Annotated in this window: 23 protein-coding genes, 4 tRNA genes, 1 pseudogene and 1 riboswitch; of the genes and pseudogenes, 8 read left to right on the forward strand and 20 right to left on the reverse strand. The window is 66.4% G+C overall.

What is annotated here, in order from left to right; all coding sequences use genetic code 11:
* The 4 genes and pseudogenes from BFF94_RS35725 to BFF94_RS35740 form a co-directional block, all read right to left on the reverse strand.
* Positions 1-194: pseudogene (locus tag BFF94_RS35725) on the reverse strand (IS3 family transposase); the annotation flags it as partial.
* Positions 195-292: 98 nt separating this feature from the next.
* A tRNA-Arg gene (locus BFF94_RS35730) sits at positions 293-369 on the reverse strand.
* A 60-nt stretch (positions 370-429) separates the two neighbouring features.
* Positions 430-506, reverse strand: a tRNA-Arg gene (locus BFF94_RS35735).
* A gap of 66 nt (positions 507-572) precedes the next feature.
* Positions 573-649, reverse strand: a tRNA-Arg gene (locus tag BFF94_RS35740).
* Between the two features lie 133 nt (positions 650-782).
* Here BFF94_RS35740 and greB point away from each other — a divergent pair.
* Positions 783-1,346, forward strand: coding sequence for a transcription elongation factor GreB (gene greB, locus BFF94_RS35745; protein ID WP_128845738.1), 564 nt, complete (start codon positions 783-785; stop codon positions 1,344-1,346).
* A gap of 83 nt (positions 1,347-1,429) precedes the next feature.
* Here greB and BFF94_RS35750 read toward each other — a convergent pair whose 3' ends face one another.
* Positions 1,430-2,575: a porin gene (locus tag BFF94_RS35750; protein WP_128845741.1), complete on the reverse strand. Its 1,146-nt coding sequence runs from the start codon at positions 2,573-2,575 to the stop codon at positions 1,430-1,432.
* Between the two features lie 500 nt (positions 2,576-3,075).
* Entirely contained in the window at positions 3,076-3,348 is a 273-nt protein-coding gene (locus tag BFF94_RS35755) for a hypothetical protein (protein ID WP_128845744.1), read from the reverse strand.
* Positions 3,349-3,740: 392 nt separating this feature from the next.
* Between BFF94_RS35755 and BFF94_RS35760 the strand changes: the two genes are divergently transcribed.
* Positions 3,741-3,944 (forward strand): cold-shock protein, encoded by a 204-nt coding sequence (locus BFF94_RS35760; protein ID WP_006476615.1) that lies wholly within the window; start codon positions 3,741-3,743, stop codon positions 3,942-3,944.
* Positions 3,945-4,085: 141 nt separating this feature from the next.
* On the forward strand, positions 4,086-5,213 hold the full coding sequence (locus BFF94_RS35765; protein WP_128845747.1) for an exonuclease domain-containing protein: 1,128 nt from the start codon (positions 4,086-4,088) through the stop codon (positions 5,211-5,213).
* A gap of 29 nt (positions 5,214-5,242) precedes the next feature.
* On the opposite strand, the gene BFF94_RS35770 is transcribed toward BFF94_RS35765, so the two are convergent.
* Both BFF94_RS35770 and BFF94_RS35775 read right to left on the reverse strand, forming a co-directional pair.
* Entirely contained in the window at positions 5,243-5,836 is a 594-nt protein-coding gene (locus tag BFF94_RS35770) for a chorismate mutase (RefSeq protein ID WP_128845750.1), read from the reverse strand.
* 223 nt (positions 5,837-6,059) lie between these two features.
* Positions 6,060-6,206 (reverse strand): hypothetical protein, encoded by a 147-nt coding sequence (locus BFF94_RS35775; RefSeq protein WP_006756195.1) that lies wholly within the window; start codon positions 6,204-6,206, stop codon positions 6,060-6,062.
* Positions 6,207-6,404: 198 nt separating this feature from the next.
* On the opposite strand from BFF94_RS35775, the gene BFF94_RS35780 reads away from it, so the two are divergent.
* The 4 genes from BFF94_RS35780 (at position 6,405) to BFF94_RS35795 (ending at position 11,023) form a co-directional block, all read left to right on the forward strand.
* Positions 6,405-6,797 carry a DUF2946 domain-containing protein gene (locus BFF94_RS35780; protein WP_128845753.1) on the forward strand — a complete coding sequence of 131 codons (393 nt, stop codon included), beginning with the start codon at positions 6,405-6,407 and terminating at the stop codon, positions 6,795-6,797.
* A gap of 127 nt (positions 6,798-6,924) precedes the next feature.
* Positions 6,925-9,288 carry a TonB-dependent receptor gene (locus BFF94_RS35785; protein WP_219140412.1) on the forward strand — a complete coding sequence of 788 codons (2,364 nt, stop codon included), beginning with the start codon at positions 6,925-6,927 and terminating at the stop codon, positions 9,286-9,288.
* Positions 9,276-10,544: an exo-alpha-sialidase gene (locus BFF94_RS35790; RefSeq protein ID WP_128842942.1), complete on the forward strand. Its 1,269-nt coding sequence runs from the start codon at positions 9,276-9,278 to the stop codon at positions 10,542-10,544. The genes BFF94_RS35785 and BFF94_RS35790 overlap by 13 nt, the downstream gene beginning before the upstream one ends.
* Positions 10,541-11,023, forward strand: coding sequence for a TlpA disulfide reductase family protein (locus BFF94_RS35795; RefSeq protein ID WP_128842943.1), 483 nt, complete (start codon positions 10,541-10,543; stop codon positions 11,021-11,023). The genes BFF94_RS35790 and BFF94_RS35795 overlap by 4 nt, the downstream gene beginning before the upstream one ends.
* A gap of 79 nt (positions 11,024-11,102) precedes the next feature.
* Here the strand turns inward: BFF94_RS35795 and BFF94_RS35800 are convergent, their stop codons facing one another.
* The 7 genes from BFF94_RS35800 to pepN all read right to left on the reverse strand — a co-directional run bounded on the left by BFF94_RS35800 (position 11,103) and on the right by pepN (position 18,971).
* Positions 11,103-11,357 (reverse strand): GlsB/YeaQ/YmgE family stress response membrane protein, encoded by a 255-nt coding sequence (locus tag BFF94_RS35800; RefSeq protein ID WP_128842944.1) that lies wholly within the window; start codon positions 11,355-11,357, stop codon positions 11,103-11,105.
* Between the two features lie 264 nt (positions 11,358-11,621).
* Positions 11,622-11,831, reverse strand: a complete 210-nt coding sequence (locus tag BFF94_RS35805; RefSeq protein WP_128842945.1) for a hypothetical protein — start codon at positions 11,829-11,831, stop codon at positions 11,622-11,624.
* Positions 11,828-13,564: an FAD-dependent oxidoreductase gene (locus tag BFF94_RS35810; protein ID WP_128842946.1), complete on the reverse strand. Its 1,737-nt coding sequence runs from the start codon at positions 13,562-13,564 to the stop codon at positions 11,828-11,830. Before BFF94_RS35810 ends, BFF94_RS35805 begins: the two co-directional genes overlap by 4 nt.
* A 166-nt stretch (positions 13,565-13,730) precedes the next feature.
* Positions 13,731-14,540, reverse strand: coding sequence for a helix-turn-helix transcriptional regulator (locus BFF94_RS35815; protein ID WP_128842947.1), 810 nt, complete (start codon positions 14,538-14,540; stop codon positions 13,731-13,733).
* A gap of 163 nt (positions 14,541-14,703) precedes the next feature.
* A tRNA-Thr gene (locus BFF94_RS35820) sits at positions 14,704-14,779 on the reverse strand.
* Positions 14,780-14,983: 204 nt separating this feature from the next.
* Complete coding sequence (locus BFF94_RS35825; protein ID WP_128842948.1) at positions 14,984-15,997, reverse strand: class 1 fructose-bisphosphatase; 1,014 nt, start codon at positions 15,995-15,997, stop codon at positions 14,984-14,986.
* Between the two features lie 280 nt (positions 15,998-16,277).
* Positions 16,278-18,971 carry an aminopeptidase N gene (gene pepN / locus BFF94_RS35830; RefSeq protein WP_219140413.1) on the reverse strand — a complete coding sequence of 898 codons (2,694 nt, stop codon included), beginning with the start codon at positions 18,969-18,971 and terminating at the stop codon, positions 16,278-16,280.
* A 187-nt stretch (positions 18,972-19,158) separates the two neighbouring features.
* On the opposite strand from pepN, the gene BFF94_RS35835 reads away from it, so the two are divergent.
* On the forward strand, positions 19,159-19,857 hold the full coding sequence (locus BFF94_RS35835; protein WP_219140414.1) for a DUF4136 domain-containing protein: 699 nt from the start codon (positions 19,159-19,161) through the stop codon (positions 19,855-19,857).
* Between the two features lie 65 nt (positions 19,858-19,922).
* Here BFF94_RS35835 and BFF94_RS35840 read toward each other — a convergent pair whose 3' ends face one another.
* The 5 genes from BFF94_RS35840 to xdhC form a co-directional block, all read right to left on the reverse strand.
* Positions 19,923-20,495, reverse strand: coding sequence for a TMEM165/GDT1 family protein (locus BFF94_RS35840; protein WP_021163944.1), 573 nt, complete (start codon positions 20,493-20,495; stop codon positions 19,923-19,925).
* A gap of 78 nt (positions 20,496-20,573) precedes the next feature.
* Positions 20,574-20,711, reverse strand: a riboswitch (yybP-ykoY riboswitch).
* Positions 20,712-20,849: 138 nt separating this feature from the next.
* Positions 20,850-22,166: a guanine deaminase gene (guaD, locus tag BFF94_RS35845; protein ID WP_128846912.1), complete on the reverse strand. Its 1,317-nt coding sequence runs from the start codon at positions 22,164-22,166 to the stop codon at positions 20,850-20,852.
* Positions 22,163-22,540, reverse strand: a complete 378-nt coding sequence (locus BFF94_RS35850) for a hypothetical protein (RefSeq protein ID WP_219140415.1) — start codon at positions 22,538-22,540, stop codon at positions 22,163-22,165. The genes guaD and BFF94_RS35850 overlap by 4 nt, the downstream gene beginning before the upstream one ends.
* 27 nt (positions 22,541-22,567) lie before the next feature.
* Positions 22,568-23,593 carry an adenosine deaminase gene (locus BFF94_RS35855; RefSeq protein ID WP_128846914.1) on the reverse strand — a complete coding sequence of 342 codons (1,026 nt, stop codon included), beginning with the start codon at positions 23,591-23,593 and terminating at the stop codon, positions 22,568-22,570.
* 18 nt (positions 23,594-23,611) lie between these two features.
* Positions 23,612-24,616 carry a xanthine dehydrogenase accessory protein XdhC gene (xdhC, locus tag BFF94_RS35860; protein WP_128846917.1) on the reverse strand — a complete coding sequence of 335 codons (1,005 nt, stop codon included), beginning with the start codon at positions 24,614-24,616 and terminating at the stop codon, positions 23,612-23,614.
* Between the last annotated feature and the right edge of the window lie 340 nt (positions 24,617-24,956).

The following is a 24,956-nucleotide window of genomic DNA, read 5'->3' on the forward strand; positions in this document are numbered from 1 at the left end:
GCACGCCCGGATGGATCGGCCCAATCCTGCAAGCCGTGCTTACGTAACCATACCAGTACGGTCGAGCGTCCCTGAATTCCGTAGCGTCGCTGCGCCTCTATGTACGTCAGCTCGCCTTTTTCGACCTGCGTCACCACCGACAGCTTAAAAGCCAGACTGTAGTCCCGCTGGGTCCGCTTGATCCCTTGCTCCACTTGGCACCTCTTCGTTTCGGCGAAAAAGTGTCAACCTATTTCAGGACGGGTCACATAGAAAAGAAAAAGGGCTTTCCCGGAGGAAAGCCCTTTTAAGGTGGCGCGGCTGGCAGGATTCGAACCCACGACCCCTTGGTTCGTAGCCAAGTACTCTATCCAACTGAGCTACAGCCGCACGCAAAACGGTACTGCTTGACTGTCGGAACCTTCTGCGATGGGAAGGCCCCCAAAAAAGTGGCGCGGCTGGCAGGATTCGAACCCACGACCCCTTGGTTCGTAGCCAAGTACTCTATCCAACTGAGCTACAGCCGCACACAAAACAAAACTTTGCTGCTTTGAACTGAAAGGGCCTTCGGTTGGGAAGGCCCTCGGAAAAAGTGGCGCGGCTGGCAGGATTCGAACCCACGACCCCTTGGTTCGTAGCCAAGTACTCTATCCAACTGAGCTACAGCCGCACGCAGAAGAGAGATTATAGCAGGGTTATATAAAAAGGGAAGCCTTATTCGCGAATTACGCTGCGCGGCGTTGCCGGGGCGCCCTTCGTGTACTCTTGGAGCATCAGTCATCCCCATGTGTTGAATCTGCATCATGAACAAGGCGTTTGTCAAAGAGTCGGACGGTGACGACGACGATCTCGACCAGGCTCAACCCGCGATTCCGGCGGGCGCGAAGAACTACATCACGCCGGCCGGCCACAAGCGGTTGAGGGACGAGTTGCTGAGTCTGATCGACGTGGAGCGCCCAGAGGTCGTGCGGCTCGTGTCGTGGGCCGCATCGAACGGCGACCGGTCGGAGAACGGCGATTACATCTACGGCAAGCGGCGGCTTCGCGAGATCGATCGCCGCATCCGCTTCCTGACGAAGCGGCTCGATCTCGCCGAAGTCGTCGACGCGAGCCGGCAGGAGAATGTCGATCAGGTATTTTTCGGCGCAACGGTCGATTACGAGACGCCGGACGGCGAGGACCACACGATCACGATCGTCGGGATCGACGAGGTCGATCTCGACCACGGCTGCGTCAGCTGGATCTCGCCGGTCGCGCGGGCGCTGATCAAGTCGAAGATCGGCGATACCGTCACGCTGATGACGCCGGCCGGCCCGCAGCCGATCGACGTGCTCGACGTCCGTTACCCGGCACCGGGCAACGCGTGAGCGGCGGCCGGCGCAGTCCGGCAAAGAAAAAGCGCCCCGGTGGGGCGCTTCGTCATCCGGCGTGCGGCGGATGCGCCGGTCGCTCAGAAGCGATGGCGCAGGCCGGCCGTGACCGCGATCTGCTTGTTGGTCGATGACGCGGCACCCAGCCCGTTGATGTTGGCGCCGAGGTCGAGGCCGTCGTTGTTGACCTTCTGGAATTCGCCCTGCAGGTAGACGTCGGTGCGCTTCGACAGCGCATAGTCGGCTTGCAGGTTGAACTGGTGCCAGGTCGGCTTGTCGCCGGCCAGACGGCCCTGCGTGTACGTGTACGAGCCGGCGAGCGACAGTGCCGGCGTCAACGCGTAGCGGCCGTTGACTTCATAGTTGCTGAAGCGCGCGGTTCCGCCGAGACCCGTGATGCCGCCGGACACGCCGGACTGGCCGGCGCTGATCGCGCGGATGTCCGTCAGGCGCGTCTGCGTGAACACGAAGCCGACCGTGGCGGGGCCGAACCCGTAATTCAGGCCTGCGCCCCAGGTGCGCTGCACGCGCGACGCGAAGGTCCAGTCGCCGGTCACCGCGCCCGGATCGGTCGCTGCCTGCGCGAGCGCGTTCACGTCGCTGTTCAGTTGCAAGTAGGCTGCGGCGAAGTTGAAGCCCAGGTAGCTGTACGACACGCCGCCGCTATACGCGCGGTTGTTCGCGAAAGCCGACGAGTTCGAGAACCCGTACAACGCACCGAACTTGAGGCCGCCGTAGTTGGCGCTCTGGTACTTGACGGCGTTGTTGATCCGGAACGAGTTGTTCAGGTTGTCGTTGTCGAACGGATGGGCGAACTGGGTGCCGCCGTACTGCGTACCGGTCAGCGACAGCGGCCCGAGATAGTCGACGACGCTGTCGTACTGCCGGCCGAGCGTCAGCGAACCGTAGCTGTTGTGCGCGAGGCCGACAAACGCTTGCCGGCCGAACTCGCGGCCATTCTGCTTCAGTGCGCCGTTATTGATGCCGAAACCATTTTCCAACGTGAAGATCGCTTTCAGGCCGCCGCCGAGATCCTCGGTGCCGCGCAAGCCCCAACGGCTGCCGTTGACCGAACCGCTCGTTTCCTGCCAGGCGCTGTGGCCGTGCTGATTGTTCGTGTAGGTGATGCCTGCGTCGATCAAGCCGTATAGCGTCACGCTGCTTTGCGCATGTGCCGCCGTAACGAGTACGCCCGACAACGCGGTGACGATCAGGGTTTTTTTCATGAATTGTCTCCAAACAGGATGATATCGATCGAACCTGCTGCGGACTGGCATGCTTTGCTTGATGTCGTGACCGGTCCGGCAGAGCGGCGGTGCGCTTATCGGAAAGCTATCTGTAGTGTACGGAGGGCGTTGAGCAGGAGAGGGTTGCGCTTTAAGCAATAATGTATTTTGGAATCCGCAAATATCGGCGAATCCGCGCAAACGATTGTCCATCAAGGGTTTGCGGCGGTGCAGCGAAAGAAAATGGCGATCAGGACTACGTAACGGGCGTTGCGCGATCGCGACAGGCAATCAGCAGCAGGCGGTGGCGGCCGCGGCGCGATTATTGACACATCGGCAATAGTGGTTTGTGTGGAGCATGGATAATGAAAGCTTGTTCTCTCGCTATACTGCGATCTCTGCTTTCCGAAGCAGACTTTTTCGTTGACGGAAAAGATCTCCAAACCTTTGTCGGCGCGACTTCCCAGTCGCGCTTTTTTTTTGCTCCGCCTTTCCGTGTGCTATTGCGCGTACGAGCGCCGCTTGCGCTTGCGCTTGGCCGCAGGCGCGGCTTCCTCTGCTTCGGTCGGTGGTGGCGTGTAGGTCCAGTCTTCCATCACGTAGTGACGGGCATCGAGTGGCGATGCGAGCAGGTTCTGCCAGTGATCGCCGTGCCAGGTCGTATCGAACTCGGTGTCGCACGGCGCTTCGCGAGCGGACTCGGCCAGGGCGCGGGATTTGCGGCGTACGCGTCCTAGCCGGCTCGCGAAGCGCTTGATTCCGTCCAGCCACATGACCCTCTCCTTCCTTACGGCGTTGAGTGAGGATCGCAATGTCGCCGGTTTTCCGCAACCCGAAAAAACCCGAGGATTTTACCGAGTCGATTTGTCCCCGGTAGAAATTTCATGGCCGTGATTATTAACTATCCGATCCCGGTAATGTTGACAGGTTTTTGATGCGAATCAATTAATCATGGACGGTGGTGTACCGATTCCAGTGGTATTAGCGATCTTTTGATAAAACGATCGTCAAAAATTTTCTTGACGCACCCGGATTGTCCAATTTATAAAGTCAGCACTCCGTCCTCGGGCGGCGTGCTGGTGCGGGTGCTGGCGCAATGCTTCGGGATTTCGGGTAACGGCTATAAAAATAGCTTTTTTGATCTAATCGAGTGGGGAACGAAGACATGGATACCGGTATCGTGAAATGGTTTAACGATGCTAAAGGTTTTGGATTTATTACGTCGGACAATGGCGGTGAAGATTTGTTTGCGCACTTTTCCGAAATCCGGATGGACGGCTTCAAGACGCTGAAGGAAAACCAGCGTGTTTCGTTCGACGTGAAAGTCGGGCCGAAAGGCAAGCAGGCGGCGAATATCCAGGCGGTCTGACGCGCCGCGCATTGCCGATCATGTCCGGCCCCCGCATTGCGGGGGCTTTTTGTTTTCCGGGGGCGGAACATTCCGGTCCGGGCTGGCCGGGAACACGCATGCCGGTGCATACTCACGGAAGCATCGTTTCCCTGTCTTTTCATGTCCGATTCCCGTCCGTCCGATCCCGCCAGCGAACAGCCGCTCGTCTTCGTCGACCTTGAAACCACCGGCGGCTCGTCCGCCGAGCACCGCATCACCGAAATCGGCGTGGTCGAAATCGGCCCGCTCGGCGTGTCGACGTGGACGACGCTCGTCAATCCGGGCCAGTCGATTCCGCCGTTCATCCAGCAACTGACGGGCATTTCGGACGAGATGGTGCGCGACGCGCCGCCGTTCGCGTCGCTCGCGCCGGCGTTGTTCGAGCGGCTCGACGGCAAGTTGTTCGTCGCCCACAACGCGAGCTTCGATCGCGGCTTCCTGCGTGCCGAATTCGAGCGCGCCGGCATTGCGTTCAATCCCGATGTGCTGTGTACGGTGCGGCTGTCGCGCGCGCTGTTCCCGCGCGAATCGCGGCACGGGCTCGACGCATTGATCGAAAGACATGCCCTCGTTCCGGCTGCGCGTCACCGGGCGCTGGCGGATGCCGACCTGCTCTGGCAGTTCTGGCGTCAGTTGCACGACATCGTGCCGCTGGAGCGGTTGCGCGACCAGATCGCGCGCACGACGCGTCACTTCCGTCTGGCCGGCGATCTGACCGAGGCCTGGCTCGACACCGCGCCGGCCGGGTGCGGCGCGTACGCGCTGTTCGGGGAGGGGGGCGAGGCGCTTTATGTCGGCCGCAGCGTACGCGTGCGGCAGCGGCTGCGCGGGCTGCTGACCGGCGAGCGCCGTTCATCGAAGGAAATGCGGCTTGCGCAGCAGGTGCGGCGTGTCGAATGGCGCGAGACCGGCAACGAACTGGGTGCGATGCTCGCCGAAGCGCAATGGATTGCGCGGCTGCGCCCGTCGTACAACCGGCGCCCCGCAGCCGACACCGCCCGTGCCGGCGGTGCGCCCTGGCCGTTCGAAGGCGCCGTTGCGTTCGAGGCGAATGGCGAGCGGCGCCTCTTTCATGTGATCGACGGCTGGCGCTATCTCGGCTCGGCGGAATCGCTCGACGCGGCCGTACGGCTCGTGGCCGACGGGGTGGACGGCGCGTTCGAGCCCTTTACCCATCGTCTGCTGCAGACGCATCTCGCGCGCGGGCTGCAATTGATTCCGCTCGCCGCGCTCACGCCCGCGGGTTAATCAAGCGCGGCGGCGCGATCCGCGCCGTATCAGCCGATCGCGCTTGCGCCGCCGGCCGAGCAGACATGCGACAGCGCGACGTCGAGTGCTTGCGTCTGCTTGGAGTCATAGCGCGTGAGCGTCTTCCAGTTCGCGATGCTGCGCGCGAGCCGCGCCTGACAATCGGGCGCCTCGCGCAACGGTGCGACCTGCACGAGGCCCGCGAGCATTTTCTGCGTCAGCCGGTCGAGTGCCGGGCGCGTGCTGGTCGCGAGATCGGGCGGCGTGCCTTCGGGCGGCCGCGTCGCGCGCCAGGTCGCGAACAGCGCGTTCTGCACGTCCTTGCTTGCGGCGATCTGATCCTCGAAGAACGCCCGTGCGAACGCAGGATCGACGCCGGCCTGTACTGCGCGCTTTTCGACCGACTCGAGCAGTGCCGCTTCGCGCGGCCGGTCCTCGATTGCCTTGTGATTCGCCCATTTCCATCGAGCGACCGGTTCGGCGAGCGCGAGGCGCTGCGACGCGAGCGCGACGACGTTGGTGAGGGCGGTGTCGTCACCGTCTGCGCTGGCAATGCGCGGAGACGAAAAGAGGGCGACGCCGAGCGCGGCGACAGCGAGGCTGGCACGAATGGCTTGCTTCATCGGAACGATCGGGAGAGCCGGGCGGGCCGGACGTGGAAAACCAGAAGGATAGACGAAGACGGTCGCGCGGCGTAGCGACGCGACAGGAGAATCAGCAGGCGAGCTGATCCGGCACCGTCAGGCTATTGCGGCCCGGGTGCGAGGCGAATTGCGCGCGATGCGCACGGATGAACCGCACGATAGCGATGATCGACACGTGGCGGTTACAGAACCGGGCAGTCGTTCACTTCGGCGAGTACAGCTTGTGCTGCTCGTCGAAGAATGCCCGAACGTGGTCGGGCAATTCGGCGAGGAATTCCACGCCGACGGGTTCCGGGTCCGGGCTCATCACTTGCTCGGGCGGTGGCATGCGAGTTGGTCTTTCGTCCATGATCGTTTCTCCAGCAGGTCCAATAATTATCAACCTCGCGCTCGGATTTATGCCAGAGGCGAATCGTTAGATTTTGTCTCTGTTGTATTAACGGCACATGGGCCGCGATGCGAAGTGTGATGCCGACTATTGCCTCCTGCGCAATCGGCAGCGATCGGGCCGCTTGCTATACTTGCGCGCACTTTTTCCTGGACCGCGATGACACGGACGACGCGATGGATCGGCCTCGTATGGCTGGCGCTGGTACTGAACGTACTGTCGCCCGTCATCGGCTACGCGCGTCTCGCGTCGAGCGGCTCCGGCGAGCTCACGCTCGAATTGTGCAGTGCAGCGGGCGCTCGCCAGGTCGTGCTCGCGCAGGCGAGCGGCGACCGCCGCGACACGTCGTCGTTCGACCATGCCGGCGTGCCGCACTGCGTGTACTGCCCTGGCTTCGCGGCGAACCTGGCGCTCGGGTCGAGCCTGCCCGCGATGCCGGGTTTCGTGCGGACGTTTGCCTACCGCGCGGCCGCCCCGGCCGTCCCCGATTTTCCCCGCAAGGGCATCCGTCTCGCGCAGCCGCGCGCCCCGCCTGAAAACGCCCCGATCTGATTGATGTCGTCCGCGCGCCCCGGTGGCGCGCGAGCCGCCCGCGGCCGGGCCCGCGTGCCGCGCCGTCCGTGCGCGGCGCGCGCGCTCGTGTCCGGCGGCGTCCGATCACGTTTTCAGGAATTCATTCATGTCGTCTACCTTCGCCGCGCGGCCGTCGCGCGGCCGGCTCGCGCTCGCATGCGCGGCCGCTTTCGCGTGGCCCGCCGCGCATGCTGCATCGACGGACGATGCGCGCGCCGATGCCGCCCGCGGTGGCGCCGAACGTCCCGCCGGTGCCGCTGCGCCGGCTTCCGCGACCGCAACCGTGCCGCCGGCACCGGCCGGCGATACGCTGACCGCCGTCAGCGTGACCGCGCAGCGGCAACCCGTCGATCCGGATACGCCGGCCGTCGTCGAGTCGATCACGCGCGAGCAGATCGACGCGCACACCAACGTCACGACCGAGGACGCACTGAAGTACGCGCCGAACCTGATGGTCCGCAAGCGCTATATCGGCGACCGCAACAGCGTGTTTGCGGGCCGCGACTTCAACGAACTGCAGAGCGCACGCGGGCTCGTCTATGCCGATGGCGTGCTGCTGTCGAACCTGCTCGGCTCGAGCTATGCGTACCCGCCGCGCTGGTCGCTGATTCCGCCTGACGACATCGCGCGCGTCGACGTGCTCTATGGCCCCTTTTCCGCACTGTATCCCGGCAACTCGATCGGCTCGACCGTGCTGCTCACGACGCGCCGCCCGGAAAAACTCGAGGCGTCGCTGTCGACGCAATTCTTTACGCAGCGCTACCACGACGGCTACGGATTCGCGAACAGCTTCGGCGGCAATCACCAGACCGCTCGGATCGCGAACCGCGTCGGCCGGTTCTGGTTCGCGCTGTCGCTCGACCGGCTGGAGAACAACGGCCAGCCGATGCAGTACGCGAGCGCCAATTCGACCTACAACCCGAAGCTGGGTGCCGCCGTGCCCGTGACGGGCGCCGCGACCGACATCGGACCCAACGGCAAGCCGCGGACCATCGTCGGCGCACAGACGATCGAGCGGACCGAGCAGCTCAACGAGACGGTCCGGATGGGCTACGCGTTCACCGACCATGTCGACGCGACGCTCACGCTCGGGCATTGGGAGAACCATTACCGGCAGCACGGCGAAACCTTCCTGCGCGATGCAGCCGCCAATCGGGTCTACGGCGGCAACGTGTCGATCGGCGGCCAGAACATGACGGTCGCACCGAACGCGTTCGCGCCGCAGCGCGGCGACCAGGAGAACTGGCTGTACGCGCTCGGCCTGAACGGCCGACTCGATTCCGGCTGGCGGCTGTCGGGTGTCGCGTCCGCGTACGACGTGTCGCGCGACGTGCTGCGCGCGGCGTCGACCGTGCAGGGTGGTGCGGGCACGCTGTTCCAGGGCGACGGCACGGGCTGGCGCACGCTCGACCTGAAGGCCGAGGCGCCGGAAGTGAAGGGCCACACGTTCACGTTCGGCTATCACTACGACAACTACTTCCTGCGCAACGTCACGTACAACACGGCCGACTGGCTGGCCGGGCCGACCACGTCGCTGTCGAGCGTCTATCGCGGCGACACGCGCACGCAGGCGCTGTTCGCGCAGGACGCGTGGCGCGTCGCGCCGGGCTGGCTCGCGACGCTGGGGCTGCGCTACGAGCGCTGGGATGCGTACGGCGGCGCGCTCGGCAACGCGACCGGCACGCTCGGCTATGCGGACCGGAGCGCGAACGCGCTGTCGCCGAAAGTCGCGCTGCAATGGGACGCGACGGATGTCTGGCGCTTCCGGCTGTCGTTCGCGACCGGCACGCGTTTCCCGACGGTCGGCGAATTGTTCCAGGGCACGATCTCGAACAACGCGATCGTCAACAACAACCCGAACCTGCGGCCTGAAAAGGCAATCGACTGGGACTTCACGGCCGAACGCGACGTGGGCGTCGGCGTCGTGCGTGCCAGCGTGTTCCAGAGCGACCTGCGCGATTCGATCTACAGCCAGACGACGGTGTCGGGCGCGACGACCGTCACCAACATCTCGAACGTCGACCGCGTGCGCGTACGCGGTGTCGAACTTGCGTTCAGCGGCGCGAACGTCGGGCTGAAGGGGCTCGCGATCGACGCGAACGTGTCGGCGAGCAACGCGCAGATCCTTGCCGATGCCGCGAACCCGGCCTATGTCGGCTCCCGCTTTCCGCGTATTCCGCGCATGCGCGCGAACCTGCTTGCGTCGTATCGCTTCGACGAGCACTGGCTCGCGAGCGTCGGCGTTCGCTACTCGGGCCGCCAGTTCAACACGCTCGACAACAGCGACGTGAATCCGGACGTCTACGGCGGCACGAGCTCGTTCACGGTCGTCGACCTGAAGGCGCGCTACCGCTTCGACCGTCACTGGACCGCATCGGTCGGCATCGACAACCTGACGGACCGCCGCTACTACGTGTTCCACCCGTATCCGGGCCGCACTTTCTATGGAGAACTGAAATGGTCGCTGTGAAGCCGTTCGCGGCAGGCTGCGTGCTGTGGCTCGCGGTGCTGTCGCCTGCCGGCGCGCACGATGCGCACGACGTGCCGAAGGCGGCCGATCCGCACGCGGCGCACATGAGCATGCAGGCCGCGCCCGCGCAGCAGAAGCAGCCGCTCGCGACGGGCGCAGCATTCGATGCGCATCACCGGCTGTGGGCCGCATGGGTCGAAGGCGCGCACGTCGTCGTCGCGCATTCCGACGACGCGGGTCGTACGCTGTCGGCGCCCGTTACCGTCAACGCGATGCCGGAGCCGATCTACACGAGCGCCGAGAATCGCCCGAAGATCGCGTCGAGTCCGGACGGGCGCGCGGTGTACGTGTCGTGGTCGATGCCGCTCGATGCGCCGTACACGGGCATGGTGCGCTTCTCGCGATCGCTCGACGGCGGTGCGAGCTGGAGCGTGCCTGTTACCGTGCATCGCGACCGGCAGGCGATCACGCACCGCTTCGACATGATGGCCGTCGATCCGGCCGGCAACATCGCGATCGCATGGATCGACAAGCGCGATCTCGTGGCGGCGAAGGCAGCGGGTCAGGCGTACGAAGGCGCGGCCGTCTACTACGCGGTGTCGCGCGATGGCGGCGCATCGTTCGAAGCCGAGCGCAAGGTGACCGACCACACGTGCGAATGCTGCCGGATCGCGATGGCGATCGATCCGGCCGGACGCATCGAGGCCGTGTGGCGCAACGTGTTCCCGGGGCAGATCCGCGATCATGCGCTCGCCGTGCTGCCCGTATCGGCGTCGGAGCCGGTCGTGCCGGCGCGCGCGACGTTCTCGAACTGGCATGTCGAGGCGTGCCCCGAGCACGGGCCGGCACTGGCGATCACGCCGGACGGCATGCGCCATCTTGCATGGTTCGGTGTCATCGACGGGCGTGCCGACGTGTTCTATTCGCGCATCGGCGCCGATGGTCAGCCGCGTGGCACGCCGTGGGCATTCGGCGCGAATCCCGCGGTGCCCGGCGAGCAGGCGTCGCACGCGGCGCTCGTCGCGCGCGGCGACGTCGTGTGGCTCGCATGGAAGGCGTTCGACGGCGCTACGATGCAGATCAAGCTGCGCCGGTCGGACGATCGCGGCGAGCACTGGTCGGCGCCGCGCGTGATCGCATCGACGTCGGGCGCGAGCGACAACCCGCAACTGCTCGACGATGCGGGCCGCATCTATCTGTCGTGGCGCACGCGTAACGACGGTTATCGGCTGATCACCGTGGAGGGGGCGCAATGAAACGGCTGATCGCGTTGATCGGCGTCGTGCTCGCGAGCCTGCCGGCATGGGCCGGCGGCGAACTGCAGCCGTTGCGCGCGGCCGACGTCGCGCGCTTGTATGCGACGGCGCACGAGCGGCCGCTGGCGGTCGAGATCTGGTCGCTCGATTGCGGATACTGCCGCGAGAACGCCGCGCATCTGGTCGCGTGGCAGCGCCGTCATCCGGACGTGCAGCTCGCGATGGTCGCGATGGATGCGTACGACGACGACGGCGCGGCGATCTCGCAGGCGCTCGCGCAGATGAACCTGCCGCCGCAGGTCGCGCGGTATGCGAACGCGGAGCCGATGCCCGAGCGTCTGCGGGCGGCGCTCGATGCGGGATGGAGAGGGGAAATGCCGCGCACCGTGTGGATCGGACGCGATGGCGCACGCGAAGCACGCAGCGGATTGCTGACGACCGACGTGCTCGACAGCTGGTTGCAGCGCACAAGGCGCTGAAAGAGCCGGCGGCGCGCGGCGAACGGGCCGCGCGCCGGCCTGATGCGAAAACGCGCCCGAAGGCGCGTGGAGAGAATCGTCAGGCGGCTCTCCTGAATAGCCGGATCACGAACAGCAGGATCACTGCGCCGGCGACCGCGACGATCACCGAACCGATGAAGCCGCTGCCGATGCTGATGCCGAGCAGACCGGCGAGCCAGCCGCCGATCACGGCGCCGACGATCCCGACGATGATGTCGACGATCAGCCCGAAGCCGCCGCCCTTCACGAGCAAGCCGGCAAGCCAGCCGGCGATTGCGCCGATGATGAGCCACATAATCAAGCCATGAGTCATGGTGGTCCTCTCCTTGGGTTGAGTCGAATTGACCGGACGTCGGCAGTCGCGCGCCGCAAGCTGGGTGAAAGCGGCATGCGACCCGCCGCGCCGCCCACGCAATGTAACGCGATAGGCGGGTCAGAATCGTTAAGTAATGTTATGCACCCTGAACCGGATTTTCCAGGGAATTCGTCTGTCCCCGACGCGGCTCGTGCACGGACGACGCATGGTGAAATGAATTTGTAATAAATGGATGCTGGCGAAGTCTGTTGGCCATGAGCGTCATCGTTCGTGCGTCGCTGCCGGCATGCCCGAGTCGGGCAGTCCGTCGCTTGCGTCGGCGATCAGTCGTGCGACGGTTGCGCTATCGCCAATCGTCTCGATCGCAAGCAGTGCGAAGCGGGCGAGAAAGAGCGACGCATCGGCTTCGCCGACACGGGTCATCGTGCGGCACAGGTCGGTGTAAAGGGTGTCGCGTTCTGCGTCCGTCATTCCGCGGTCTCCTGAAGATCGGTCGATGTGCGTGAATGGAGCGCGCGTTCGAGCGCAGCGGCCACGTCGCCGGCGCGAGCGTCGTGCCAGCGGCCGAGTACATGGCCGTCCGGACGCACGAGATAGACGGTGCCGTCGCGCGCACCGTACAGGTCGAACAGCCGGCCGTCGTCGTCATGGCCGCCGCAGGCGGGTTGCCGCAGTGCCGCGTGCCGTGCGAGCGTGACGAGCGCGAACGGAATCCCCGCATCCTGCAGGTGCCGTTCGAGATCGGCCAGCGTCGGATCGGGCACACCGTCGGCCGTGAAGCAGAACGCGGTGAAGCGCGGGGCGACGAGATCGGTCAGGTGGCCGGGGCGAATGTCGTTGCCGTGCGCCGCGTAAAGCATCAGCGGGCATTCCGCGAGCACCGTGCCGGGCGCCGGGCCGGCCGCAAACGTGTCGCGTTCGGCTGCGTTGAGCGGCGACGCCGCATACGCGATGGCCGATGTCTGGCGCGGGTTGATCAGCGAACGCAGCGCCGGATGCCGGACCGCGAGCGACAGCACGGCCTTGCGCATCAGTTCGAATGCAAACGACGGCGGCGCCATGAACTCGGTGCTCTTCGTACCGTAGCGGAGGTTCTCGTATGTCGCGAACACGCGCTCGTCCGAGTAGCTGTCGAGCAGCGCATCCGATGCGAGGTCGCGGATCACGTACGCGAGTTTCCATGCAAGGTTGTCGGCATCGTCGATGCCCGAATTCGCGCCGCGCACGCCGAAGATCGGCACGAGATGCGCGGCATCGCCGCAGAACAGCACGCGGCCGTGCCGGTAGCGTTCGAGCGTCAGCGCGTTCGCCTTGTAGATCGTGATCCAGATCGGCGACCAGTCGCCGCGCTCGCCCATCATGTCGAGCAGGTTCTGCACGCGCGGGATCACGTTCTCGGGCTTCACGGCCGCTTCGGCATCCTCGCCGTCGCGCAACTGGTAGTCGATCCGCCACACGTTGTCGGGCTGCTTGTGGACGAGCACCGTCGAGCCCGGGTTCGACGACGGGTCGAAGTACGCGAGCCGTTCGGTTGGCCGGTCGCTGTCGAGCGCGATGTCGACGATCACGTAGCGGCCCTCGTAGCTCGTGCCCTGGAGCGACAGGCCGAGCGCGTCGCGCATCGTGCTGCGTCCGCCGTCGCACGCGACGACCCAGTCGGCGTCGAGCGCGTAGCCGCCGAGCGGCGTGTCGACGTCCAGACGCGCGCCATCGGCCTGCCGGGTCACACCGGTGACCTTCGTCTGCCAGCGGATTTCGATGAGCTCGGGGCGGCGCAGCGCGGCGTCGAGCAGGAACTGCTCGATGTGATACTGCGCGAGATTCACCATCGGCGGCAGCTTCTGATTCTCGTCCTGCGGCATCGTGAAATGCAGCACTTCGTCGCGCCGGTAAAAGCTGCGTCCGCCGGTCCACGGCAGCCCCACGCGCAGGAAGCCGTCGAGCGCGCCGAGCCGTTCGATGATCTCGAGGCTGCGTCGCGAGATGCAGATGGCGCGGCTGCCGTGGCAGACCGCGTCGTCGGCCTCGATCAGCACGCTGCCGATGCCGTGGTTCGCGAGGCCGAGCGCGACGGCCAGGCCCACGGGGCCGCCGCCGACGATCGCGACGCGATGCCGGCGCGTATCGATGCCGTCGTCGCAGTCCGGCAGATGCGCGGGATGGTGCTCGGCGACGAACGGGTAGGGCTTGAAGTCGATATCCATCGTTGGCTTCCGGGGTGCTCTGGTTCGACGCGCGCGCATCGACGCTGCAATGCGCGCAACAGGTCGGTGCAGTATGGAAGCCGGTCGTGCATCCGTTGTCCCCATTTCGGGTACAGCGACAGGAAAGAGGCGTGGCCGCGATACGCTCGACGCGAGCCGAAACGTTTCAGGGCTGCATGCACAGCGCAAACAGTTCGCGCTGGCTCGAAATGCCGAGGCGCCGGTATGCGCGCTTCTGGTAGGTGACGACGCTCGATGCCTTCACGCCGATCGTCTCGCCGATCTCGTGCGCGGTCTGGCCTTCGAGCACGCCGCGCAGCACGTCGAGTTCTCGCTTGGACAACTCGGGGCATGCATTGTGCAGTCGTGCGAGCATCCGTTGCGGGATGCCGATCTGCGTCGCGCCGGCCAGTGCGTAGTGATGCTTCGCGGCCTGCGCGATCAGCGGCGCGAGCGCTTCGATCGCCGCGATCTCGCGCGGCTGGAACGCGCCGCTGCGATGTGCGCGGTACAGGTTGATCGACAGCCAGGTTGCGTCGCCGGGCTGCATCAGCAGCGCCAGCCGGTCGGATACGTCGGGGCCGCGGTAGCACGCCGCCCGATACGCTTCGTGACCGATCTCGTCGCCGGCCTGCTGGTGCAGCAGCAGGTCGTGGCGGCGTGTGCCGCGATGTGCGGTCGACACGATCGGCTGGTTGCCGTCGAGTGCGTAGAAATGTCGTGCGTAGGTATCGGCGATATCGCGCAGGTAGCGGCCGCCGCGATGGTCGGCAACCGACATCGTGCGCGGGCGGTTGCCGAACTCGTACGCGAAGATCGTGCATTGCGTGATCGACAATGCATCGTCGAAGAGCTTCAGGACTTCGGCCGCGAATGCGTTCGGCTCGTTGCCGCCGATCGCGGCGACGAGGCTCGTTGCGCGGGACACGTCCAGCTGCGCGGTGAGATTCGGTCGCTCGAGACGCCAGGTGCGCATGATGCGGGAGAGAGGGCGGAGTGGTCCGGCGATTGTAATCGGCGGTGCGCGGCGCGTGACTCGGGAGATGCCCGCAAGCAGAGGTGGCGTGGGCAGGCGCGCGATTTCGGCGCCGGAAAAGAGAAAAGGTCTGACAAGCGATGCTTGTCAGACCTTTATGTCTTGGTGCCGGAGATAGGAGTCGAACCTACGACCTTCGCATTACGAATGCGCTGCTCTACCAACTGAGCTACACCGGCAGCAGAGAAATGAAATTATATGGTGAAATCCGAGATCTTGGCAATAGGTTTTGCGAACTTTTTTCAGCTTGCTACCGCTGCTTCGCGAAACCATCGATCCGGCGGACTTCCCGCTTTCACTTCACTGCGATGGGCCCGTCAGGGCCACATCGCGAGGCGGGATTGTACTTGCGTCCCGCACCTCCGTCCAGTGCTGCAGTGCAATTATTTGGCTTCGTCGTGATAGCCGGTGACGCGCTCGACTTCGTTCTTCGAACCAAGGAACACGGGCACGCGCTGGTGCAGGCCGGTCGGCCGCACTTCCATGATGCGCTGCGTGCCGGTCGTCGCGGCGCCGCCCGCCTGTTCGACGATGAACGACATCGGGTTCGCTTCGTACATCAGGCGCAGCTTGCCCGGACGATCGGGCGTGCGCTTGTCGGCCGGGTACATGAAGATGCCGCCGCGGTTCAGGATCCGGTGCACGTCGGCGACCATCGATGCGATCCAGCGCATGTTGAAGTTGTCGCCGCGCGGGCCGTCCTTGCCGGCGTTCAGCTCGTCGACATAGCGCTTGACCGGGTCGTACCAGTGGCGCGCGTTCGATGCGTTGATCGCGTATTCGCGCGTGTCGGCCGGGATCTGCATATTGCTTTGCGTGAGCACCCACGAGCCGACTTCGCGGTCGAGCGTGAAGCAGTTCACGCCGTTGCCGGTCGTCAGCACGAACACCGTTTGCGGGCCGTAGACGGCGTAGCCGGCCGCGACCTGCTCGGTGCCGGGCTGCAGGAACGATTCCTCGGTCGCCTGCTTGCCGTCCGGGCAGCGCAGCACCGAGAAGATCGTGCCGATCGATACGTTCACGTCGATGTTCGACGAACCGTCGAGCGGGTCGAACACGAGCAGGTATTCGCCGCGCGGGTAGTTCGCGGGGATCGGGAAGAACGTTTCCATTTCTTCCGACGCCATCGCGGCGAGGTTGCCGCCCCATTCGTTCGCGTCGAGCAGGATCTCGTTCGACAGGATGTCGAGCTTCTTCTGCACTTCGCCCTGGACGTTCTCGCTGTCGGCGGTGCCGAGCGCTTCGCCGAGCGCGCCCTTCGACACGTTGTAGCTGATCGCCTTGCACGCGCGTGCGACGACTTCGATCAGCAGGCGCAGGTCGGCGGGGAGGTTGTTGGTCTCACGTTGCTGTTCGATCAGGAACTTCGACAGCGTGGTGCGGCGGGCAATGGACATGACAGACTCCGAAAGGCCAAAGAATCCTTGAATGCCCGCAATTTTACCCGCCGCGCCTCCCGTGCCGCCGGCTTTTTTCGTCCGGTTACATGGCCGGGCGGGCGAATCGGCCGGGTTCCCGGCGTCGGCGGCGGGCGCCATGCGCATCGCAGCGGCGGCAAACCGCGCGGTCAGACCCCGCGATTCCGCGCGGTTCCAACCGCGTTCGTCCAACAAAAAAGCCGGTGCCGCATCAGGCGGCACCGGCTCGATCGCGCGGGCGCGACGCGGTCGATTGGCGTTACGCGAGCGCCTTCTCGACGATCTCGCGCACATCGCGCGATTTCGCGCCGGCGGCGACCTGTTCGAGCGCTTCTCGCATCCGGTCGCGCAGCGCGGGCGTGAAGCGGCGCCACAGTTCGAGCGAGCGCGCGAGGCGCGCGGCGACCTGCGGGTTGATCGCGTCGAGCGCGAGCACCTGTTCGGCCCAGAACGCGTAACCCGAGCCGTCCGCCGCGTGGAATTGCGCGGGGTTGGCCGCGCAGAAGCTGAAGATCAGCGAGCGCGCGCGGTTCGGGTTCTTCAGGTTGAACGCGGGGTGCGCGAGCAGCTTGCGAACCTTCGCGAGCGTCGGCTGCGCGGGCGTGCCGCGTTGCGCGGCCTGCATCGCGAACCACTTGTCGATCACGAGCGCTTCCTTCTCGAAGCGACGGTAGAAGTCGTCGAGCGCATGTTCGGCCGGCCCGTTCGCACCCGCGGCGGCCGCGGACAGCAGTGCGCCGAGCGCAGCCGCGCGATCGGTCATGTTGTTCGCCGCGTCGTACTGCGCGGTCGCGAGGCGCACCGCATCGGCCGGGTCGTCGAGTTCGGCCAGATACGCGAGCGCGAGGTGCTTCAGAGCACGGCGGCCGGAAGCCTCCGGCGTCGGCTCGTAAGCACCGGGCGTCTGGTGCTGCTCGTACGCGGCGAGCCAGTCGGCGCGCAGCGCGGTCGCGAGCTGGCGGCGCACGAACAGGCGCGCGCGATGCACGGCGGCCGGATCGGCCTCGGCCATCTGGTCGGCGAGATAGGTTTCCGACGGCAGCGTCAGCGCGAGTTCGCGGAACGCGGGCGACAGCGTCGCGTCGGTCAGCACGCGGCGGAACGCGGCGACGAAGTTCTCGCCGAGCGTGAGCGGCTCGTTCGCGGCGGCGCGCGCGGCGAGCGTCAGCAGCGCGCGCGTCGCAAGGCGCTGGCCGGCCTCCCAGCGGTTGAACGGATCGCTGTCGTGCGCGAGCAGGAACGCGAGATCGTCGTCGCTGTAGTCGTACTCGACGATCACCGGCGACGAGAAGTTGCGCAGCAGCGACGGCAGCGGTTCTGCCGGCACGTCGACGAACGTGAAGGTTTGCTCGGTGTCGGTGAAGTCGAGCACGCGCGTCGTGCCCGATGCGGCGGCTTCGCCGTCGAGACGCAGCGGCAGGTCGCGGCCGTCGCGGCCGATCAGGCCGATCGCGAACGGAATCAGCAGCGGCCCCTGCTGCGTTTCGCGCGCGGCCGCCGACGCGTCGCCGTAGCCCTGCGCGAGCGTGACCGTATAGCGGCGCGCAGCCGCGTCGTACGCGGTGCGCACCGACACGCGCGGCGTGCCGGCCTGGCTGTACCAGCGCTCGAACTGCGCGAGGTCGCGCCCGTTCGCGTCGGCCATCGCGTGACGGAAGTCGTCGCAGGTCACCGCATGGCCGTCGTGGCGCTTGAAGTACAGGTCCATCCCCTTGCGGAAGCCGTCGCGGCCGAACAGCGTCTGGTACATCCGCACGACTTCCGAGCCCTTCTCGTAGACGGTCATCGTGTAGAAGTTGTTGATCTCGACGTAGCTCTCCGGGCGCACCGGGTGCGCCATCGGGCCCGCGTCCTCGGCGAACTGCAACTGGCGCAGCACGCGCACGTCCTCGATGCGCTTGACCGCGCGGGCCGCCGACTCGATCTCGTCGCCGGTGGCCATGTCGGCCGAGAATTCCTGGTCGCGGAACACCGTCAGGCCTTCCTTCAGGCTCAACTGGAACCAGTCGCGGCAGGTCACGCGGTTGCCCGTCCAGTTATGGAAGTACTCGTGGCCGACCACCGATTCGATGTTCGCGAAATCGGTGTCGGTCGCGGTCTCGGGGTTCGCCAGTACGTACTTCGTGTTGAAGATGTTGAGCCCCTTGTTTTCCATCGCGCCCATGTTGAAGTCGCCGACCGCGACGATCATGAAGCGGTCGAGATCGAGCTCGAGGCCGAAGCGCTTCTCGTCCCAGCGGATCGAGTGGATCAGCGAATCCATCGCGTGGCGCGTCTTGTCGAGATCGGCCGGCTCGACCCACACCTGCAGCAGCTTTTCCTTGCCCGAGCCGGTCGTGATCGTTTCCTCGATCGCGACGAGCTTGCCCGCGACGAGCGCGAACAGGTAGCTGGGCTTGCGGAACGGGTCCTCCCACTTCGCGAAGTGGCGGCCGTCGGGCAGGTCGCCGGAATCGACGAGGTTGCCGTTCGACAGCAGCACCGGGTACGCGGCCTTGTCGGCGCGCAGCGTGACCGTGTACGACGCCATCACGTCGGGGCGGTCGAGGAAGTAGGTGATGCGACGGAAGCCCTCGGCTTCGCACTGCGTGAAGAAGTTGCCGCTCGACACGTAGAGGCCCGACAGCGTCGTATTCTGGTCGGGCGCGCACGCGCTTTCGAGCGCCAGTTCGAACGCATCGGGAACGTTCTCGACGGTCAGCCCGTGCTCGTGCGCGCGCACGGCGCCATGCGGCGCGCCGTCCAGCCGTGCACCGAGGAATTCGAGCGCTTCACCCATCAGCTCCAGGTGCGGCGCGGGGGCGGCGTCCGGATTGCGGCGCACGCGCATCGTATTCCTGACGATCGTGCGGGCCGGCGCGAGATCGAATTCGAGCGCGACGGAATCGATGAGGAAGGCCGGCGGCGTATAGTCTGCGCGGCGGATCACGGTGGAGGAGGCGTTGTCGGACATGGTCGTCGAGATCGGTGGAGTGGGGGACGGGCCCGCGGCACGGGCCGGGCGAACCGGGCCATTGTACAAAGGCTTGCGGCTGCGTGCCGGGCGAACTTTTTACCGGTTCCGGCAGTCCGCGTATTATCGGCATCCCGTTACGGCTCGCGCGGTGCGACGAACGGGTGACGGATCGACGAGGATCAACATGAAACGCGAATGGATTCAACGCGGGGCGGGCTGGGCGACGGCGCTGTGCGTGGCGCTGCTGACCGGCTGCACCAGCTACGTGACAACCCAGGTCACGGCCTTCTCCGACTGGAGCGGCAGCGACGCGACACGCACCTATGCGTTCACGCGCACCGATGCGCAAAAGAACAGCATCGAGCAGTCGACGTACGAGCCGATCGTCGCGAATGAGCTGTCCGCGTATGCATTCCGGCAGGTGCCGCCGGCGCAGGCACGCTATCTCGTCGGGCTGACCTATGCGGTCGGCAGCGATCTCGTGACGGTGCCGCAGCCGGTCTACTACGATCCGTGGTTCGCGCCCGGGCCGTACTGGCGGCGCGGGCCGTGGGGTCCGTGGGGCCCCTGGGGGCCGATGCCGGCCGGCTATGTCGCGCAGACGTACCAGGTGTTTGACTACACGCTCGGCATCCGCATCACCGAGCGCGCGACGGGCAAGGAGGTCTACAACGTGTCCGCGCGCACGACCGGCGACAACGGTACGCTGCTGTACGCGATGCCGTTCCTCGCGCGCAGCGCGCTCGCCGATTTCCCGTTGTCGAACGGCGCGGTCCGCTCGGTCCGGCTGCCGGTCGACAAGCGCGGCGGGCCGGCGGCGCCGGCCGCCAACGAACGCGCGGTGCCGGCTGGGCCGGCTTCGGGCGCGGCGGTCGCGAAGTAACGCGGCGTCAGCCCCGGCGCGGCCGCCCGGCCGCGCCGGCTATCCCTTTTTCGTCAGGCCCCTCGTCAGACCCCGACGCCCAGCAGCGCCAGCGCGCCGAGCACGACGAACAGCACGGCTGCGATCCCGTGCACGAGCTTCGTCGGCAGACGGTGCGCGAAGCGGTCGCCGAGCAGGATCGCGGGCACGTTCGCGAGCATCATCCCGAACGTCGTGCCGGCCACGACGCCGATGTAGTCCTGGAAGCGCGCGGCAAGCGCGACGGTCGCGATCTGCGTCTTGTCGCCCATTTCCGCAAGGAAGAATGCCACGAGGGTCGCGCCGAACACGCCGAGCCGCGAACGGTTGGCATTGGCTTCGTCGGCATCGAGCTTGTCCGGCACGAGGATCCACAACCCCATCGCGATGAACGAGAACGCGAGCGCCCAGCGCATGATCGACGGCGTGACGAGCGCGCCGAGCCATTCGCCGAGCGCGCCTGCGAAACCGTGGTTCACGAGCGTCGCGACGAGCACGCCGAGGATGATCGGTACCGGCTTGCGATAGCGCGCGGCCAATACGAGGGAAAGCAGTTGGGTCTTGTCGCCGATTTCAGCGAGGGCGACGGCGCCGGTCGAGATCAGGAAGGCTTGGGACACGTATGGGGTTCCACGGGCCGGTGTTGTGCGTGCGAGCGACGATCCACCGCGCGCCGGGCCCTGATGCGGCGCACTGTGAACCATCGGTCTCGCCAGGCCTAGGTGGCTGCGTCCGCCATGGCCGAACGGCCAAGTCTGTTGACGGACGCCTCCGTCACGATGCGCGCCGGGGGCGCGGGACATCGAGCGGAGCGGCTACTCCCCAATGAGCGGCGAATTCTAGCACGGTGCGCTGCGCGCGGGAAAGCGGTCGGGCGGAGCGTCGGGGCGCGATCGGCGAGTGACGACCTTCGACTGCCCGGCATGCGCGGCGGCGAAGGTGCGCGCATGCCGGGACGGGACCCCCGCGAGCCGTTACGCGGCGGGGCGGCGTGCCGCGCCGCGCTCGTGGACGAGCTCGCCGGCCGCATAGGTGCGGTACACCGCACGGTCGTCGCCGAGCAGCGCGAACGCGAACAGCAGTTCCTCGAGCGAATCCGCGCGCTTCGTGCGGCGCGCAAGCAGCGGCGTGGCATGCGGATCGAGCACGACGAAGTCGGCCTCGGTGCGCGGCGCGAGTGTGCCGACCGTGTCGGCGAGGTCGAGCGCCTGCGCGGCGCCGGCCGTCGCGAGCCAGAACATCCGCGTCGCGCTCAGGTGGTGGCCCGACAGCCGCGCGACCTTGTGCGCTTCGTTCATCGTCTGCAGCATCGAGAACGACGTACCGCCGCCGACGTCGGTGGCGAGCGTGACGGGCACGCCGTATTCGCCGGCCTTGTCGAAATCGAACAGCCCGCTGCCGAGGAAGAAGTTCGACGTCGGGCAGTGCGCGACGACGGTGCGCGTCTCGGCCATCCGGCGGCGGTCCTCGTCGTCGAGGTGGATGCAGTGGCCGTACACCGCGCGCGGGCGCAGCAGCCCGTAGCGGTCGTAGATGTCGAGATAGCTGCGGTGGCCGGGGAACAGCTCGGCCACCCATTTCACCTCGTCGACGTTTTCCGCGACGTGGCTCTGCACGAACACGTCCGGATGGCGACGCGCGAGTTCGCCGCACGCCTCGAGCTGCGCCTCGGTCGACGTCGGCGCGAAGCGCGGCGTGAGCGCGTACATCTGGCGGCCTTTGCCGTGCCATCGGTCGATCAGCTCGGCGCTGTCGTCATATCCCGATTGCGCGGTGTCGCGCAGGAATTCGGGGCAGTTGCGGTCCATCAGCACCTTGCCCGCGATCATCCGCAGGTTGCGGGCGTCGCTCGCCGCGAACAGCGCATCGGCCGACTGCTTGTGCACCGTGCAGTAGACGAGTGCGCTCGTCGTGCCGCAGGCGAGCAGTTCGTCGATGAAGAAATCGGCGACTTCGCGCGCATGCCCGGGATCGCCGAACTGGCGCTCGGTCGGGAACGTGTACTTGTCCAGCCACGGCAGCAGGCCCGGCGCCGGCGACGCGATCATGTCCGTCTGCGGATAGTGGATGTGCGTGTCGATGAAGCCGGGCACGATCAGCTTGTCGCGCAGGTCATGGACGATCGCGTCGCGCGCGAGCGTCGCGGCGAGCTGCGCATACGGGCCGGCCGCGACGACCTTGCCGTCGTCGACGATCAGGAGACCGTCGGTCTCGTAGTTCGCGGCCTGGCTCGATTGCGCAGGGTCACCGTTGAAGGTCAGCAGTTGGGAACGAAAAGCGGTTTGCGTCATGACGAATGGTCCTGCATCAAGGTAAGGCGAACAGAAGAAAGCGATCGACGCCGCGCGGGCGAAGGCATGGATGGCGCCGTCCGCACGGGGGCGGGACGGCGCTTCGCGAGCGGCCGCGGCACGCTGCGTGCGGCACGGCCGGATGCGATCGCGCGGGCGAACGTGGCGGCCGGGGCCGCCGGCGCGTGGTTGCCGGCGAACCTCGCAGCCATTGCGCTCGCGACCGATGCGGTGGCGAACGAAACGGCAAACCGTGACGGCCGGCGCGCGCGAGCGATGACGGATTGCGCCGTCGTCACGCGTGCACGCAGGCGATCGGCCCGGCACAAGGCCGAACCGGTGGTCGCGAAGCGGATGCCGTTGCCGTGTTTCATCTGTCTAGCGTTCCTCGATGCCGGCCGTCACGCGGCTTGCCAGTACGCGTCGAGGCGCGCGAACAGCGCGTCGCGCTGCGCCGGTTCGATGAACGACGCCTCGAAGCCGTTGCGGATCACCGCATGGACTTCGGCATCCGTGAGTTGCAGCCCTTCGGCCGTCGCGAAGTAGTTTTCATTGACGTAGCCGCCGAAATAGGCCGGATCGTCGGAGTTGATCGTTACCGCGACGCCGCGGTCGAGCAGCGCCTTCAGCGTGTGTTTCGCCATGTCGTCGAATACGCACAGCTTCAGGTTCGACAGCGGGCAAACGGTGAGCGCCGTGCGCGATTTGGCGAGGCGTTCGACGAGTGCCGCGTCCTCGATGCTGCGCACGCCGTGGTCGATCCGGTCGACCTTCAGCACGTCGAGCGCTTCGTAGATGTAGGCGGGCGGGCCTTCCTCGCCCGCGTGCGCGACGAGCTTCAGCCCGAGCGCGCGCGCCTTTTCGAACACGCGCGCGAACTTCGTCGGCGGATGGCCGAGCTCGGACGAGTCGAGACCCACGCCGATCAGGCGATGGCGATAGCGCTCGAACAGCGGCAACGCGGATTCGAACGTCGCGAGCGCGTCCTCTTCGGACAAGTGGCGCAGGAAGCACAGAATCAGCTTGCTCGACAGCCCGCGCTGCTCGGCATCGGCGAGTGCGCGCTCGATGCCCGCGACGGCCGTCTCGATCGGCACGCCGCGTTCGGTGTGCGTCTGCGGGTCGAAGAACAGTTCGGTGTGGACGACGTTGTCGGCGAGCGCGCGTTCGCAGTACGCGGCCGTCATGTCGTGGAAATCCTGCTCGGTCAGCAGTACGCTCGCGCCTGCGTAATAGATGTCGAGGAACGATTGCAGGTCGGTGAATGCGTACGCGGCGCGCAGTGCGTCGATCGAGTCGTACGCGAGCTTCACGCCGTTGCGCTGCGCGAGCGCGAAAATCAGTTCGGGCTCGAGCGAGCCCTCGATATGGATATGCAGCTCCGCTTTCGGCGCGCGGGCAATCTTGTCCTTGAATGTCGGGGTCATGGCGTGGTTCTTGGTCGGTCAGTATGTTGGGGAAGCCTGCGCGGGTGCGTTCGCCTCGACGGCCTGCAGCAACTGCGCGGCCACCGAGATCGCAATGACTTCGGGCGCCTTGTCGATGATGCCTTCGACACCAATCGGGCAGCGCATCCGCGCGACCTGGGCCGGGTCGATGCCGATCGCCGCGAGGCGATGATCGAACTGCACGCGTTTCGCGTGCGAGCCGGTCATCCCAAAGTATGCGTAGTCGCCGCGCCGCAGGATGCGCTCGGCCAGCATGAAATCGAGTGCGTGGTCATGCGTCATCACGACGAAGTAGGACTGCGGCGGCGCCGCGTCGACGGCATCCGCCGGGGCAGCGGCCGCGTCGATCGCGAGATTGCCGATGCCGGCGAGCACGTCGGCCGGCGGGAACACCGCATCGAGACCGTCGATCCAGCGCACGTGGCACGGCAGCGTCGCCAGTATCTTCACGAGCGCGGTGCCGATGTGCCCGGCGCCGAACAGCATGACGGGGAACGCATACGGCGCGATCGTTTCGGTCATCAGCGACACGCCGCCGGTTTCCCACAGCAGGCAGTCGGCACGCGCGGCTTCCGATTCGGGCTCGCTCAGCAGCGGCGCGCCCGGCGCGGGGCCGAATGATACGCTACGCACGGTCGCGGCGCCGGCCGCGACGCGTTTCGCGAGCGACATGATCCAGCCGAGATCGCCGACGTCGAGCCGCTCGAACGCGAGCACGACCGCACCGCCGCAGCACTGGCCGAGGCTCGGGCCGAGCGCGAGCCGCTCGAGCCTGCGCGCGTGGGGCACGTGCGCACCATCCTTCAGCAGATGCCGTGCGATCTCGATCGCTTTCCATTCCAGGTGACCGCCGCCGATCGTATGGCGGGCCGTGTCGCGCGTGACGAGCATCTTGGTGCCGGCTTCACGCGGCGCGGAGCCGTCGGTGTGCGCGACCGTCACGAGCACGGCCGCTTCGCCGTGCGCAAGCAGTTGCTGCAGATCGCCGAGCCAGGCTTCCATCAGCACGCTCCGTTCGGGACGACGCGGCACGACACGCGGCGCGGGCTGGCGGGCGCGGCGGCAACGAGGACGGACGGGAGCGGGGCAGGCCGGCCGCACGGCCAATGCGGTGCGGCGGCAGCGCGCCGACGGCGCGCGCGAACGACGCCGCCGGACGCGCGGACGCCATGAGGGTGACGGATGCGGATGGTTTGCGTTGTCATGATGAATCCAGTCGACATTGCGGATCGGGCGCGCGTTACGCAGGGGGTGGTGAGACCGCCTGGCCTCGCGCACGTAGATCGCCATCCAGTCCCGAAGATAGCACCGCAAGGCGACGGGAACATCACCGGGCGGTGAT

This window comes from Burkholderia catarinensis (assembly GCF_001883705.2).
Lineage (GTDB): Bacteria > Pseudomonadota > Gammaproteobacteria > Burkholderiales > Burkholderiaceae > Burkholderia > Burkholderia catarinensis.

Coding starts and splice junctions, on each gene's coding strand:
- greB (WP_128845738.1), top strand. CDS start 783: ATGAACAAGGCGTTTGTCAAAGAGTCGGACGGTGACGACGACGATCTC.
- BFF94_RS35750 (WP_128845741.1), bottom strand. CDS start 2,575: ATGAAAAAAACCCTGATCGTCACCGCGTTGTCGGGCGTACTCGTTACG.
- BFF94_RS35755 (WP_128845744.1), bottom strand. CDS start 3,348: ATGTGGCTGGACGGAATCAAGCGCTTCGCGAGCCGGCTAGGACGCGTA.
- BFF94_RS35760 (WP_006476615.1), top strand. CDS start 3,741: ATGGATACCGGTATCGTGAAATGGTTTAACGATGCTAAAGGTTTTGGA.
- BFF94_RS35765 (WP_128845747.1), top strand. CDS start 4,086: ATGTCCGATTCCCGTCCGTCCGATCCCGCCAGCGAACAGCCGCTCGTC.
- BFF94_RS35770 (WP_128845750.1), bottom strand. CDS start 5,836: ATGAAGCAAGCCATTCGTGCCAGCCTCGCTGTCGCCGCGCTCGGCGTC.
- BFF94_RS35775 (WP_006756195.1), bottom strand. CDS start 6,206: ATGGACGAAAGACCAACTCGCATGCCACCGCCCGAGCAAGTGATGAGC.
- BFF94_RS35780 (WP_128845753.1), top strand. CDS start 6,405: ATGACACGGACGACGCGATGGATCGGCCTCGTATGGCTGGCGCTGGTA.
- BFF94_RS35785 (WP_219140412.1), top strand. CDS start 6,925: ATGTCGTCTACCTTCGCCGCGCGGCCGTCGCGCGGCCGGCTCGCGCTC.
- BFF94_RS35790 (WP_128842942.1), top strand. CDS start 9,276: ATGGTCGCTGTGAAGCCGTTCGCGGCAGGCTGCGTGCTGTGGCTCGCG.
- BFF94_RS35795 (WP_128842943.1), top strand. CDS start 10,541: ATGAAACGGCTGATCGCGTTGATCGGCGTCGTGCTCGCGAGCCTGCCG.
- BFF94_RS35800 (WP_128842944.1), bottom strand. CDS start 11,357: ATGACTCATGGCTTGATTATGTGGCTCATCATCGGCGCAATCGCCGGC.
- BFF94_RS35805 (WP_128842945.1), bottom strand. CDS start 11,831: ATGACGGACGCAGAACGCGACACCCTTTACACCGACCTGTGCCGCACG.
- BFF94_RS35810 (WP_128842946.1), bottom strand. CDS start 13,564: ATGGATATCGACTTCAAGCCCTACCCGTTCGTCGCCGAGCACCATCCC.
- BFF94_RS35815 (WP_128842947.1), bottom strand. CDS start 14,540: ATGCGCACCTGGCGTCTCGAGCGACCGAATCTCACCGCGCAGCTGGAC.
- BFF94_RS35825 (WP_128842948.1), bottom strand. CDS start 15,997: ATGTCCATTGCCCGCCGCACCACGCTGTCGAAGTTCCTGATCGAACAG.
- pepN (WP_219140413.1), bottom strand. CDS start 18,971: ATGTCCGACAACGCCTCCTCCACCGTGATCCGCCGCGCAGACTATACG.
- BFF94_RS35835 (WP_219140414.1), top strand. CDS start 19,159: ATGAAACGCGAATGGATTCAACGCGGGGCGGGCTGGGCGACGGCGCTG.
- guaD (WP_128846912.1), bottom strand. CDS start 22,166: ATGACGCAAACCGCTTTTCGTTCCCAACTGCTGACCTTCAACGGTGAC.
- BFF94_RS35850 (WP_219140415.1), bottom strand. CDS start 22,540: ATGAAACACGGCAACGGCATCCGCTTCGCGACCACCGGTTCGGCCTTG.
- BFF94_RS35855 (WP_128846914.1), bottom strand. CDS start 23,593: ATGACCCCGACATTCAAGGACAAGATTGCCCGCGCGCCGAAAGCGGAG.
- xdhC (WP_128846917.1), bottom strand. CDS start 24,616: ATGGAAGCCTGGCTCGGCGATCTGCAGCAACTGCTTGCGCACGGCGAA.